Annotated in this window: 9 protein-coding genes; 3 read left to right on the top strand and 6 right to left on the bottom strand. The window is 69.8% G+C overall.

What is annotated here, in order from left to right:
- Positions 1–6 precede the first annotated feature (6 nt).
- A complete protein-coding gene (locus ACFYY6_RS25530; protein ID WP_073789703.1) occupies positions 7–666 on the bottom strand; it encodes a histidine phosphatase family protein in 660 nt (219 codons plus the stop codon).
- Between ACFYY6_RS25530 and ACFYY6_RS25525 the strand changes: the two genes are divergently transcribed.
- On the top strand, positions 660–1,019 hold the full coding sequence (locus ACFYY6_RS25525; RefSeq protein ID WP_351516282.1) for a GNAT family N-acetyltransferase: 360 nt from the start codon (positions 660–662) through the stop codon (positions 1,017–1,019). The two genes, ACFYY6_RS25530 and ACFYY6_RS25525, sit on opposite strands and share 7 nt — an antisense overlap.
- Positions 1,020–1,041: 22 nt before the next feature.
- On the opposite strand, the gene ACFYY6_RS25520 is transcribed toward ACFYY6_RS25525, so the two are convergent.
- Positions 1,042–1,647 carry a DUF4937 domain-containing protein gene (locus tag ACFYY6_RS25520; RefSeq protein ID WP_351516280.1) on the bottom strand — a complete coding sequence of 202 codons (606 nt, stop codon included), beginning with the start codon at positions 1,645–1,647 and terminating at the stop codon, positions 1,042–1,044.
- 307 nt (positions 1,648–1,954) lie between these two features.
- Between ACFYY6_RS25520 and ACFYY6_RS25515 the strand changes: the two genes are divergently transcribed.
- Complete coding sequence (locus tag ACFYY6_RS25515; RefSeq protein ID WP_351516279.1) at positions 1,955–2,491, top strand: TerD family protein; 537 nt, start codon at positions 1,955–1,957, stop codon at positions 2,489–2,491.
- Between the two features lie 790 nt (positions 2,492–3,281).
- Here the strand turns inward: ACFYY6_RS25515 and ACFYY6_RS25510 are convergent.
- Complete coding sequence (locus ACFYY6_RS25510) at positions 3,282–6,173, bottom strand: vitamin B12-dependent ribonucleotide reductase (RefSeq protein WP_389195323.1); 2,892 nt, start codon at positions 6,171–6,173, stop codon at positions 3,282–3,284.
- Positions 6,174–6,337: 164 nt separating this feature from the next.
- The gene (gene nrdR, locus ACFYY6_RS25505) at positions 6,338–6,847 is read right to left on the bottom strand and encodes a transcriptional regulator NrdR (RefSeq protein WP_386607563.1); all 510 of its coding nucleotides are present in this window, start codon (positions 6,845–6,847) and stop codon (positions 6,338–6,340) included.
- A 720-nt stretch (positions 6,848–7,567) separates the two neighbouring features.
- Here nrdR and lexA point away from each other — a divergent pair.
- Positions 7,568–8,362 carry a transcriptional repressor LexA gene (lexA, locus tag ACFYY6_RS25500; RefSeq protein WP_073789716.1) on the top strand — a complete coding sequence of 265 codons (795 nt, stop codon included), beginning with the start codon at positions 7,568–7,570 and terminating at the stop codon, positions 8,360–8,362.
- Between the two features lie 267 nt (positions 8,363–8,629).
- Here lexA and ACFYY6_RS25495 read toward each other — a convergent pair whose 3' ends face one another.
- Together ACFYY6_RS25495 and ACFYY6_RS25490 are read right to left on the bottom strand one after the other, a co-directional pair.
- Positions 8,630–10,600: an ATP-dependent DNA helicase gene (locus ACFYY6_RS25495; protein ID WP_351516274.1), complete on the bottom strand. Its 1,971-nt coding sequence runs from the start codon at positions 10,598–10,600 to the stop codon at positions 8,630–8,632.
- A 38-nt stretch (positions 10,601–10,638) separates the two neighbouring features.
- On the bottom strand, positions 10,639–12,690 hold the full coding sequence (locus ACFYY6_RS25490; protein WP_389195383.1) for an IucA/IucC family protein: 2,052 nt from the start codon (positions 12,688–12,690) through the stop codon (positions 10,639–10,641).
- Positions 12,691–12,705 lie beyond the last annotated feature (15 nt).

The raw sequence follows: 12,705 nt of genomic DNA, 5'->3' as shown, positions 1-12,705 counted from the left end.
TCCACTCTATCCGGTGATTCCGTACGGTTCAGGGGTGCGCCAGCGCTCGAACGGCCGGTCCAGGGTGTACCGCCCGTCCTCGCCGAGTATCAGCATCCTGGTCTCCCCGTTGCCGGGATTGGACAGGGACTCGAACTCGGCCACCGACCAGTGGAACCACCGCATGCAGAACAGACGCATGGTCAGCCCGTGCGTGACCAGCAGGACGTTCGGCGGGTGGTCGGGGGCATCGAAACTCCGGTGCAGACTCTCCAGGAAGGCATCGACCCGGTCGTACACATCGGCCCCGGACTCGCCCTGCGCGAACCGGTAGAAGAAGTGCCCGTAGGCGTCCCGGTACTCCTTCTGGAGCCGCACGTCCTCCCGGTCCTGCCAGTTCCCCCAGTCCTGCTCCCGCAGCCTCGGCTCCTCCCTCACCCTCACCCGAGCCAGATCCAGGTCCAGGGCCCTGAAGGTCTCGTGCGTACGGCGGTAGGGCGAGACGTACACGCTGACCCGTTCGGTGCCGAACAGCTCGCGCAGCCGCGCGCCGGTCTCCCTGGCCTGCCGGAGCCCCGTGGAGGTGAGCCTCAGCGCGTGGTCCGGCACGCGCTCGTACACCGAGTCGTCTGCGTTGCCCTCGGACTCCCCGTGGCGGACGAGGACGATGCGTTGCGGTCGTGCCATGGTTCGACCCTAAGCGCTGCGCCCCGACCCCCGGCGGGCGCCGGGCGACAGTCGTACCGGGGCTGAGGCGGGAGAAGGGCTCCCGGTCCCGGCCGGGCCTGGCCGAGATCCACAGCTTCCACAGCCATCCCGACAGCTGGGGCAGCGGCATCGCCACGGCGCTGATGACCGGGACCCTACGGCTGCTGCGCGACGACGGCTTTCACCGTGTCCATCTGTGGACGCTGCGCGACACCCCGCGCTCCCGCCGCTTCTACGCCAAGTGCGGCTTCGCCGAGAGCGGGGCCACGCGCCCCTGCGGCTTCGGCGACGGGAACCCTCTGGAGCAGGTCGAGTACGAACGGTCGTGCTGAGGACCGCGAGCGTTCGCCCTCGTCACACCGTCCAGGACGGTTCGAGCCGCACGACGTCGCCCGCCACCGCTGCCACGTCCTCCTCGACCTGCGTCCGCTGCGTCAGCCGCTCGATGCTGCCGGCCCGGTACTTGCCGCGCTCGGCACTCGACTGCCACATCGACAACACCAGGAACTCGTGCCCCGGTGCCTCCGCGAACACCCCTCGCACCATGCCGGGAGAACCGGCCATCGCCGGGTTCCACACCCGCTCCTGCATCAGCGCGAAGTGCTCGGCCCGGTCCTCGTGCACCGTGCTGTGCGCCACCCTGACGACGTCCACGTCGGTGAAGCGCGGCTCGAAACCCGTCTTCACGTCGAAGCGGTGCTCGAACAGCTTGACCTGGACGCCACTGCACGTACCGGACTGCGAGGCGGCCAACCGGTCGTGCTTGCGCGCCATGAACGAGTCGTAGAAGACACGGTTGTCCCAGAAGGCGAAGACATGTGCCACATCGGGACGTCCTCGGCTCCACCCACCGCCCTGTCCGCCGAATCCCGGCTCTCCCAGCAGCTCCGCCCACTTTCGTTGTTCCCGTTCAAAACCCCGACGGTCCACCACGGTGCAACGAATCCACTTGACCAGCACTGCGCCATCGTACGGTGCCGGACCTGGCCGAAGTCACTCCCGCGCACGGTCATTTCGAACCGGCCCGGCGCGAAACGGAGTTGCAGGCCATGTGTACCGTCGTCGCACCAACCCCCGTTTCCCCGGCCCTGATTCGTGGTACGCGTGCGAGGCGACCGCCGTTCACCCCACCCGGGACTCGCACCGGGCGAGATGGCCCGATTCCGCCGCCGTGGGCCAACCCGGTTGGTTCCGCGGCCGGTTACGGACATGATCGAGTGGTATGAACGGCCCGAAAGCACAGCGGCGCACCAAGGAGGGAAGTCCGATGAGCACCCCCAACAAGGACATCGAGAAGGTCGAGGTCAGGCTCAAGTGGGATCCCAGCCCTCATGGCGCCCCGGACCACGATCTCGACATCATCGCGGCCACCTACCGCACGGACGCGCCCTACGACGCTCCCGCGTATCTCGTGCACTTCGACAGCCGGTCGCCGGACGGTACCATCACGCTCAACCGTGACAGCAGGACCGGTCAGGGCTTCGGCTTCGACGAGGTGATGACCCTGGAACTGGACCGCCTGTCGTCCGCGTACGCGCGGGTCGTCGTCGGGGTCGCCATCCAGCAGCGCGACGGCCGCAAGACGTTCGGCGACATCGAGAACACCGTCGTGCAGGTCAGGGAGGGCTACACCAACCTGTCGGAGGACGACTTCTCCTCGGTGGGCGACGCCACCGCCGCGACCGTTGCGGAGTTCGCCCGCGGCGCCTCGGGAGTATGGGAGTTCCGCGACACGGTCAGGGGCTTCGACGGCGACCCCGAGTCGTTCACCACCGCGATGGGAGGCCGTCCGCCCGCGTCCTGACCCCGCCCGCCGCCGACACCGCGGAAGGCACGGCACTGCACTGCACGCGCAACCGCACGGCATGGTGGTACCCGGCACCGGAGACGTACCCGACGCGGGACGGGAACCCCGCTCGATCGACGAGGCGACGAGAGGGTGCCGGGCTGCGGTGTGCGAGGGTGCTCCGGAGCGTTCGGCCGGATCGCGGGCCGACGCGGACGCGGGTGGTTCTTGGATGCCTGTCGTGTGATTCCTGCCGCGGAGGTTCCTGACCGCACAGCGGAGCCTGAGCAGCCTCGGGGCACGGATTCCACGGGTACTCCAGGCGGACGACAGTCAGCACCGGTACCCGGCGGACGTCGCCGTGGTCGAGGATGTCTCCGGCGGCACACTCGAAGCACTCTTCGAAACCGACCCCATGCGCGCCGCGGGTGCCCTGGGCGAACTCGCCGGGATGCTCGAGATGATGCACCGATGCCGGGCCCGGCGCCACGGCAGGCCGGACCTGCTGGAGCGGGGCGACTCCGCGCCGAGATCTCGTGCGAGCGACATTTCCCCGACCGGACGCTCATGTGGGGAATCGTCGAGCACAACCTGGAAGAGGCGCTGGCGCTCCTGCCGCCGGTGTAGTCGGCAGCTCCGCTCCTTCTGCTCACGGTGCGCCGGGCACGGCGTCGTCGAATCGGTGCGCCGCCCCGGTCACGGGCACGACGAAGGGGATCGACCGATGGTCGACCCCCTTCGTGTGCTGCTGGTCAGCTACAGGTGCGGCCTATGTCGGACGGCGCGTCCGGTGCGACTCCCGTCGGTCTCAGCTGCAGCCGCTGGTCGAGCCGCAGCCCTCGCAGATGTAGCAGGACCCGGCGCGCTGCATCCTCGTGCCGCAGGAGAAGCAGAGCGGGGCGTCCGCGCTGATACCGAGCTGCATCTCGACGAGCTCCGCCGAGGTGTGCGCCGTCTTCGGGGCCGGCTTCTCGGCCTCCTGCACCGCGACCACGGCCTTCAGGGGCTCCGTCCGCACCGGGGCGGACTGGGCCAGGCTCTCCACGTCGATCTCGTCGTCCGAGGGCTCGTACGAACCGGTGTCGAGGTGGCGCTGACGCTCCTCGGCCGAGTGGATGCCCAGCGCCGAGCGGGTCTCGAAGGGCAGGAAGTCCAGCGCGAGGCGGCGGAAGATGTAGTCGACGATCGACTGCGCCATCCGCACGTCCGGGTCGTCCGTCATGCCGGCCGGCTCGAAGCGCATGTTGGTGAACTTCGAGACGTACGTCTCCAGCGGGACGCCGTACTGCAGACCGACCGAGACGGCGATGGAGAAGGCGTCCATCATGCCCGCGAGCGTGGAGCCCTGCTTCGACATCTTCAGGAAGACCTCGCCGAGACCGTCGTCCGGGTAGGAATTGGCGGTCATGTAGCCCTCGGCGCCGCCCACCGTGAAGGAGGTGGTGATGCCCGGACGGCCCTTGGGGAGGCGCTTGCGGACCGGGCGGTACTCGACGACCTTCTCGACCGCTTCGCGGATGGTCGCCTCGGTCCTGGCCGCGACCGCGTCCGTAGCGGACTTCTCCTTGGTCTTCGCGGAGAGGGGCTGGCCGACCTTGCAGTTGTCGCGGTAGATCGCGAGCGCCTTGACGCCCATCTTCCACGCCTCGAAGTAGATCTCCTCGACCTCCTCGACGGTCGCCGACTCCGGCATGTTGACCGTCTTGGACAGGGCGCCGGAGATCCACGGCTGGATCGCGGCCATCATGCGGACGTGGCCCATCGGGGAGATGGCGCGCTCGCCCATCGCGCAGTCGAAGACCTCGTAGTGCTCGGTCTTCAGGCCAGGGGCGTCGATCACATTGCCGTGCTCGGCGATGTGGGCGACGATCGCCTCGATCTGCTCCTCCTGGTAGCCCAGGCGGCGCAAGGCCTGCGGGACGGTGCCGTTGACGATCTGCATCGAGCCGCCGCCGACCAGCTTCTTGAACTTGACCAGGGCCAGGTCCGGTTCGAGGCCGGTGGTGTCGCAGGACATCGCGAGACCGATGGTGCCGGTGGGGGCGATGACCGACGCCTGCGCGTTGCGGAAACCGTTCTTCGCGCCCAGACGGATCACGTCCTGCCACGCCTCCGTCGCGGCGGCCCAGATCGGACTGTCCAGGTCGTCCATGCGCACGGCGGCGGTGTTGGCGTCCGCGTGCTGCTTCATGACGCGCTGGTGCGGCTCGGCGTTGCGGGCGTAGCCGTCGTACGGGCCGACCACCGCGGCGAGCTCGGCGGAGCGGCGGTACGAGGTGCCGGTCATCAGCGAGGTGATGGCACCGGCGAGGGCGCGGCCGCCGTCGCTGTCGTAGGCGTGGCCGGTCGCCATCAGCAGGGCGCCGAGGTTGGCGTAGCCGATGCCCAGCTGACGGAAGGCGCGGGTGTTCTCACCGATCTTCTGAGTGGGGAAGTCGGCGAAGCAGATGGAGATGTCCATCGCGGTGATGACCAGCTCGACGACCTTCGCGAAGCGCTCGGAGTCGAAGGACTGGTTGCCCTTGCCGTCGTCCTTGAGGAACTTCATCAGGTTCAGCGAGGCGAGGTTGCACGAGGTGTTGTCCAGGTGCATGTACTCGCTGCACGGGTTCGAGCCGTTGATCCGGCCGGACTCGGGGCAGGTGTGCCAGTGGTTGATCGTGTCGTCGTACTGGATGCCCGGGTCGGCGCAGGCCCAGGCCGCCTCGGCCATCTTGCGGAAGAGGGCCTTGGCCTCGACCTCTTCGATGACCTCGCCGGTCATGCGCGCGCGCAGCCCGAACTTGCCGCCGGACTCCACGGCCTTCATGAACTCGTCGTTCACGCGGACCGAGTTGTTGGCGTTCTGGTACTGGACGGACGTGATGTCGTCGCCGCCCAGGTCCATGTCGAAGCCCGCGTCGCGCAGGGCGCGGATCTTCTCCTCCTCCTTCACCTTGGTCTCGATGAAGCCCTCGATGTCGGGGTGGTCGACGTCGAGGATGACCATCTTGGCCGCGCGCCGGGTGGCGCCGCCGGACTTGATCGTTCCGGCGGAGGCATCGGCGCCACGCATGAAGGAGACCGGGCCGGAGGCGTTGCCGCCGGAGGACAGCAGTTCCTTGGAGGAACGGATCCGGGAGAGGTTCAGACCGGCCCCGGAACCGCCCTTGAAGATCATGCCTTCTTCCTTGTACCAGTCGAGGATCGACTCCATGGAGTCGTCGACGGACAGGATGAAGCAGGCGGAGACCTGCTGCGGCTGGGGCGTTCCGACGTTGAACCACACCGGGGAGTTGAAGCTGAAGATCTGGTGCAGGAGGGCGTACGCCAGTTCGTGCTCGAAGATCTCGGCGTCCGCGGGCGAGGCGAAGTAGCTGTGGTCCTCGCCGGCCTTGCGGTACGTCTTCACGATCCGGTCGATGAGCTGCCGCAGACCGGTCTCGCGCTGCGGGGTGCCGACGGCCCCGCGGAAGTACTTGCTGGTGACGATGTTGACCGCGTTCACCGACCAGAAGTCGGGGAACTCGACGCCGCGCTGCTCGAAGTTGATCGAGCCGTCGCGCCAGTTGGTCATGACGACGTCACGGCGCTCCCAGACCACCTCGTCGTACGGATGCACGCCGGGGGTGGTGTGGATGCGCTCGATGCGCAGCCCCTTGCTCGCCTTGGAACCCTTGGCTCGGGAACCTCGTGCCGGGCCGCTCGCCGTCTCTGTCATGCCGCCTCCCATATGTGGGCAAAAACGCCCTGAAGTGCCCAGAACTTCCCAGGGCACAGTCTGTCTCTGCTGCTCCGGGCGCCACGAAGGACGCCCTGAGCGGGTTCAAAAAGCCGCTTGGCCGCGCCGACCCGCGGACACGCCGCAGGACCGGCCGGTGCCGCTCAGTCGGCGGCGGCGGGAACGGGGACCACAAGGGCCGCGCCGGTCCCGCGCTCCTCCGTGGGAGGCCGCCGTTCGCGGAGCTCCGCGATGGCCGCCTCGAAGTCTTCAAGTGTGTCGAACGCCCGGTACACGGACGCGAAACGCAGGTAAGCGACGAGGTCGAGTTCCTGCAGGGGGCCGAGGATCGCCAGGCCCACGTCATGGGTGGTCAGCTCGGCACTGCCGGTGGCGCGCACCGCCTCCTCGACCCGCTGGCCGAGCTTGGCGAGGGCGTCCTCGGTGACCGGCCGCCCCTGGCATGCCTTGCGCACGCCGGAGATGACCTTGGTCCGGCTGAAGGGTTCGGTCACACCGCTGCGCTTGACCACCATCAGCGAGCAGGTCTCCACCGTCGTGAAACGGCGGGAGCAGTCGGGGCACTGGCGGCGGCGGCGGATCGACGTGCCGTCGTCGGTGGTGCGGCTGTCGACGACCCGGCTGTCGGGGTGCCTGCAGAAGGGGCAGTGCATGGCTCCCAACCCTCCTTCACAGCACGACTGAACAGCCTCGGCAGGGCCCGTCGGGGCCCCTCGAAGCAATCACAAGCATAGGCGATGGCCACACCCCTGACGGACCAGGGACCACAACTTCTGGGTGGCCGGAACAATCCAACCACTAGATCTTGGGTTCCGTCGCGCATTTGGCCCTGTGAGCGTGTCGCGGTTCGCGGACAGCCGGCAGGCGGCGTGCGGCCGTGGACGAGGGTACGGGAGCCACCAGGCCGCCGAAATCGCGGGGCTCCTTCGGCCACGCCCGCGCGGCGTACGGCCGGAGCCCCGAACCGCCACTCCGCGCCCGCGGACGTTACCGTAATGACCCGCGTCGCGCGCGGTCCGGATTCACCTCCACAGCCCCGTCCGCCCCACCCATGCACGATCCGCCCCACGCACGCGCCCGCCCGCACCCGCACGAGGAGGAGGAGAGGGCGGGGCCACCGGTCGCACGGGGCACGGCCGCCGACACGCGCGGCCACCGCCACGCACGACCGCCGACACGCGATGCGGCCCACACTCGACGGTCGCACGCCACCGGCACCCGTTCGCACAAACACCCGGCAGCGAATCCGCATACACCCAGCAGTTAACTGGCGACAGCCTTTTATTCGTTTTTCACTCGAACGTGTGTTTGGCGCAACCTTTCGAAAGCTACTACCGTTGTCCAGCCAGGGAGACCATTCGAGAGGGGCCGACGTGACCACCACCGCAGACAGTGCCACCATCACCGCCCAGGACCGCTCCCAGGGCCGACTTGAGCCGGTGCACGCCATGAATGACCACCTCACGAGCACGGAGGGGCCGGAGCCCATGCGCCCAGCGCGCTCGTTGCCCGGCCGACCTCCAGGCATCCGGGCGGACAGCTCTGGGCTCACGGACCGGCAACGGCGCGTGATCGAGGTGATCCGGGATTCCGTCCAGCGGCGTGGTTACCCGCCCTCCATGCGGGAGATCGGTCAGGCGGTGGGCCTGTCCAGCACGTCGTCCGTGGCCCATCAGCTGATGGCCCTGGAGCGCAAGGGGTTCCTCCGCCGCGACCCCCACCGCCCCCGGGCGTACGAGGTCCGCGGTTCGGACCAGCCCAGCACCCAGCCCGCCGACACGGCCGGCAAGCCCGCGGCGTCCTACGTGCCGCTCGTCGGCCGGATCGCCGCCGGTGGCCCGATCCTCGCCGAGGAGTCGGTCGAGGACGTCTTCCCGCTCCCCCGCCAGTTGGTCGGCGACGGAGAGCTCTTCGTCCTCAAGGTCGTCGGTGACTCGATGGTGGAGGCGGCGATCTGTGACGGCGACTGGGTCACCGTGCGTCGTCAGCCCGTCGCGGAGAACGGCGACATCGTCGCCGCCATGCTCGACGGCGAGGCCACCGTCAAGCGCTTCAAGCGCGAGGACGGCCATGTCTGGCTCCTCCCCCACAATGCCGCGTACCAGCCGATCCCCGGTGACGAGGCGACCATTCTCGGCAAGGTGGTGGCGGTGCTGCGACGGGTTTGACACGTCGCAGGTCCCGACCGGGGCCCCGGGATCCACTGCGCCGATCCCGGGGCCCCTTTTCCATGCGGGTCCTGCCATGCGCATGACCGCGCCACCATCGCGGCCGTCGAGGGTCGCGAAGGTGCCGGGCGCGGAACCGACCGAACGGCCCCGACGGACGAGCGGGGCCGCGCCTGGACCAGGGCAGCCCGGTCCCGATGGGTCCCCGCCCGCGTCCCGGCAGCCGACGCGCGGGCGGGCCCGCCGGAGACGCCCCGGGCCGACCGGCTACCGGCCGTCGGCCTTGGCCGCCGCGTCGATCGCCGCGAGTGAGCGTCGCACCTGATTGCGGTCGACCGTGTACCAGAAGTCGGGCAGCGAGGCGCGCAGAAAACTGCCGTACCGAGCGTTGGCCAACCGCGGATCGAGCGCCGCGACCACCCCCCTGTCCCCCGTGGCTCGAACCAGCCGACCGGCGCCCTGCGCCATCAGCAGCGCCGCGTGCGTGGCCGCGACGGCCATGAAGCCGTTGCCTCCGGCCTCGTCCACCGCCTTCTGGCGCGCACTCATCAACGGGTCGTCGGGGCGCGGGAAGGGAATCCGGTCCATGACCACGAGCTGGCAGCTGGGTCCGGGCACGTCGACGCCCTGCCAGAGCGACAGCGTGCCGAAGAGACAGGTCTCGGGATCGGCCGCGAAGTTCTTGATCAGTTCGCCGAGCGTCTCCTCGCCCTGGAGCAGGATCGGCTTGTCGAGCCGACCCCGCAGTTCCTCGGCCGCTGCCTGCGCCGCGCGCATGGACGAGAACAGCCCGAGCGTGCGCCCGCCCGCCGCCTCCACCAGCTCGGCGAGCTCGTCCAGCATGTCCGTACGGGACGCCTCGCGGCCGGGCGTGGCCAGATGCCGGGCGACGTACAGGATCCCCTGCTTCGGGTAGTCGAACGGCGACCCGACGTCGAGCCCCTTCCACTGCGGGAGGTCGTCGCCCTCGGTGCCCTCGGGAGCGAGTCCCAGCGACGCCCCCACCCCGTTGAAGTCGCCGCCGAGCTTGAGGGTGGCCGAGGTGAGGACCACGGACCGGTCAGCGAAGAGCTTCTCGCGCAGCAGCCCGGAGACCGAGAGCGGAGCGACCCTCAGCGACGCTCCGAAGCGGTCGTGGCGCTCGTACCAGACGACGTCGTACTCGGAGCCCTGGGTGATCCGTTCGGCGACACCGTGGATCGTCTCCACGGACGCGAGGGCCTGCTTGCGGACCGCATCCTCGTCCTGGACGGACTTGTCGCGCGTGGTACCCAGGGCCGTGATCACCGTACGCGCCGCGTCACGCAGGGACATCAGCGCGTAGCCCAGGTCCTCGGGGATCTCCTCCAGACGGCCGGGAAGCGCCAACTCCATCACCCGCTCGAAACCCTCGGAGGCGGTCTGGAGGGCGTCGGCCGCCTTCTCGTTCACCAGCTTCGCAGCGCGGCGCACCGCGCGGTTGACCTGGCCTGGGGTGAGCTCGCCGGTGGCCACGCCTGTGACCCTGGAGACCAGCTCGTGGGCCTCGTCGACGATCAGCACCTCGTGTTGCGGGAGCACCGGGGCGCCCTCGATGGCGTCGATGGCGAGCAGGGCGTGATTGGTGACGACGACATCGGCGAGCTTGGCCCGCTCACGGGCCTGCTCGGCGAAGCACTCGGCCCCGTATGCGCACTTGGTGGCGCCCAGGCACTCCCGGGAGGAGACGGAGACCTGCGCCCAGGCCCGGTCGGAGACACCGGGGGTGAGGTCGTCGCGGTCACCGCTCTCCGTCTCGTCCGACCAGTCGCGCAGCCGCAGCAGGTCCTGGCCGAGCTTGCTCGACGGGGCCGCCGCCTCGAACTGGTCGAACAGCCCTTCCTCCTCGTCCTGCGGCACACCCTCGTGCAGGCGGTGCAGGCACAGGTAGTTCGAGCGCCCCTTGAGCATGGCGAACTGGGGGCGTCTGCGCAGCAGCGGATGCAGGGCATCGACCGTACGCGGAAGGTCGCGCTCCACGAGCTGGCGCTGGAGCGCGAGGGTCGCCGTGGCCACCACGACGCGCTCCCCGTGGGCCAGCGCGGGCACCAGGTAGCCGAGGGACTTGCCCGTGCCGGTGCCGGCCTGTACGAGCAGATGGGAGTTGTCGTCGACGGCCTCGGCGACGGCTGCGGCCATGGCGGCCTGGCCGGGCCGTTCCGTACCGCCGACGGCGGTCACGGCGGCGTGGAGGAGCTCGGGGAGGGATGGCTTCGTCATAGCCCGACCACCCTACGGGGCACCACTGACAACGGCGATCACTCCCGGTCGGATTCAGCGGGGTGGAGCGGATTGGGCACGCTCCCGTGGATGGCCGCGTGCGGGCGCCCCGGGCGGTCCCGGTAGCCGTCCACATGCAGACGGTTGCGGTTCAGACAGAGACGGTCGATGCGCGGCGTGAGCATGTCGAACATCTCGAACCGGTCCTTGAGCTCGGGAAAGCGGGCGTGGTACCGCAGCACCTCGTCCCGCACAAGTGACCAGAAATCGGCCTCGGGTACACCCAGTTGCTCCTCGCACAGCGGGGAGAGGAAGCGGAAGACGCCGATGAACAGTCCGGCGTGGATGAACTGGGTGAGGAAGGAGGGCTCCTCGGTGAGCAGGATGTCGCGCACGTCCTGCGGCATGGATGCGTGTTCCGGCAGTTGCTGGGCGCTGACGTTCACGTCGTCGACGAAGTCCTTGATCGCCAGGCGCACCGGCACGTCCTGCCCGTCGAAGACGACGATGGCGTTCTCACCGTGCGGCGAGAACACCGTGCCGTAGCGGTAGAGGAAGTGCAGCAGCGGGGGCAACAGCGTGGCGAAGAGGCGGGTCAGCCAGGCGGTGGGGGCGAGTCCGGAGCGTTCGACGAGCTCGGCCGTGAAGGCGCGCCCGTGCGGATCGGTGTGGAGCAGCGAGGCGAGGGTCCGGGCGCGCTCGCCGGGGGCGAGCCGGGGGCGGAGGGGTTCGCGCCAGATCGCGCCGAGGACCTCCTTGAACTGGTACGGCGTCTCCGGCAGGTGATCGTAGAGCGGGTGCTCGACGGTCACGGAGGCCACTTCGCCGAGCAGGACGACCCCGCAGGTGTCGCGCAGAAAGCCGTCGCGCTCGCACAGGCCCTGGACCCAGGCGGTCACGGCGGGGGCCGCGAGGGTGCGTTCGGTCGGCAGCCCGCGCCAGACCAGGGTGTTGAGGATCGACAGCGGCAGCTTGACGGTGTGCCGGTCGAGACGGGACACATTGGTGAAGGTGCGGATGGACTGCTGGGGCAGCCTGAGGTCGGGATCGGCGTGGAGCGGCACGATGTCGCCCGAGGCGATGGCCGGGGCGAAGAGCGGAACGATCCATTCGTCCCACTGCCAGGGGTGCACGGGCAGGAAGAGGTATCGGTCCGGGTCGAGGTCGCGGGCGCGGAGCACGGCGGCGAAGGAGTCGCGGACGGCCGGGTCGAGTTCCCGCGCGTACAGCTGCCCGGGCGTGGCCAGACCGGTGACGCCCCGGTAGGCACCGATCCGGGTGGACACCGCGATCCACGGCAGCCGTACGGGCCGGCGGGCCTCGGGGGTGTAGCGGGAGGCGTCGGTGGCGGAGAAGCCGAGGCGGCCCTTGTTGGCCACGAGCCAGGGGTGGCCCGTCTGGTGTCCTTCCAGCTCGGCGTAGTCGAGTTCGGCCAGGCGGGCGGCGGTGAGCGCGGTGTGGGCGAGCCGGGCGTCGGCGGCGAGGGTGGTGGTGATCTCGCGGATGAGGTGGCCGAGCGTGGCGCCGTCGATCCCCAGGAGGCGGCGGGCGCGGGCGAGGAAGCTCAGGGGGTCGCGGAACGGCACGGCGTCGGAGCCCGGGTGTCGTGACGGGGCGGCGTCGTCGGCGCCGCGGCGCGGTGTCGACACCGCTTCGGTGCTGCTGTCCGGTACGGGATCCGTGCGACGGCCCGGGATAGACACGGCGTCGGCGCATCGGTCCGGCCGGGGCTTGCCGGACGCCCCGGGGAGGCTGTCGCACTCCGCCCCGGCCGCCGGGTCCGCGAGCTCCCGCGTCCTGGCGCGCGTCGATTCCGGCGACGCGCTCCCGACGGTGTCGTGTGCGGCTCGCGTCGGCGCTTCCCCGGCGGTGCCGCGCAGTTCCTGGATCGACTCGGGGGCGATGAGCCAGCTCCCGTACACCCCGCGCCGGGCCTTGAAGATCAGGGTGCCCCCGTCGTCGAACCGGAGAGTGTAGCCATCGCGGCCGTCGACGGGGCCGACCGGTTCGACGACCTCCTCGTAGGCGAATTGGCCGAGCATTTTCGCGAGCAGTCGGACGGCGGCCCCCTCCCAGACCGCCGGGTTCAGTTCGGGCGTGCTGAG

The organism is Streptomyces sp. NPDC001750, from assembly GCF_042892615.1.
Taxonomy (GTDB): domain Bacteria; phylum Actinomycetota; class Actinomycetes; order Streptomycetales; family Streptomycetaceae; genus Streptomyces.
This window is presented reverse-complemented; position numbering and strand designations above follow the sequence as displayed.

What these genes read in the sequence shown, in the direction of transcription:
- ACFYY6_RS25530 (WP_073789703.1), bottom strand. Translation starts at nt 666, where the DNA reads ATGGCACGACCGCAACGCATCGTCCTCGTCCGCCACGGGGAGTCCGAG.
- ACFYY6_RS25515 (WP_351516279.1), top strand. Translation starts at nt 1,955, where the DNA reads ATGAGCACCCCCAACAAGGACATCGAGAAGGTCGAGGTCAGGCTCAAG.
- ACFYY6_RS25510 (WP_389195323.1), bottom strand. Translation starts at nt 6,173, where the DNA reads ATGACAGAGACGGCGAGCGGCCCGGCACGAGGTTCCCGAGCCAAGGGT.
- nrdR (WP_386607563.1), bottom strand. Translation starts at nt 6,847, where the DNA reads ATGCACTGCCCCTTCTGCAGGCACCCCGACAGCCGGGTCGTCGACAGC.
- ACFYY6_RS25495 (WP_351516274.1), bottom strand. Translation starts at nt 10,600, where the DNA reads ATGACGAAGCCATCCCTCCCCGAGCTCCTCCACGCCGCCGTGACCGCC.